The sequence below is a fragment of the Bradyrhizobium sp. NBAIM08 genome, assembly GCF_020193935.1.
Classification (GTDB): Bacteria; Pseudomonadota; Alphaproteobacteria; order Rhizobiales; family Xanthobacteraceae; genus Bradyrhizobium; species Bradyrhizobium yuanmingense.
Genome location: NZ_JADYVR010000215.1, coordinates 1 through 463 on the forward strand (window position 1 = coordinate 1; position 463 = coordinate 463).

A 463-nucleotide genomic window follows, 5' to 3' on the forward strand; every position below is an offset into this window, starting at 1 on the left:
GCACCGTGCCGTTCGGTGACCTCGACAAACTCCGTGAGCGGAGCGCGATCGCCCAGTACGCTGTAGAGGCTTTCCACCACTACCAGCGTGCGCTTTGCATCATCGCCGAGCCGTTCCAGTCGACGGGCGAGATTCTCCGGATCGTTGTGCCGGAAGCGTATCGTGGTCGCTGCGGAGAGCCGGCATGCGTCATGGATGCTGGCATGCCCGTCGGCGTCTACCAGCAGGAAATCACCCAGGCTCGCCAGCGCCGAAATGGCGCCGAGATTCGCCTGGTAGCCAGTGGAGAAAACGATGCAGGCTGGCCAGCCAAAGGCTTCGGCGAACTCGCGCTCCAGAGCGCGATGCCCGGCGTAGTTGCCGCTGGCCATGCGCGAGCCAGTGGTGCCCGTGCCCAGGGTTTCCACGGCCCTGATCGCCGCTGCCCGGCATTCAGCGTCGAAGGTCAGTCCGAGATAATTGT

Annotated in this window: 1 protein-coding gene; it reads right to left on the reverse strand. The window is 64.4% G+C overall.

Going from position 1 to position 463, the window contains the following annotated elements:
• Positions 1–463 (reverse strand): aminotransferase class I/II-fold pyridoxal phosphate-dependent enzyme (locus I6F37_RS39180; RefSeq protein ID WP_225154254.1); only part of this gene is annotated, 463 nt, incomplete at both ends.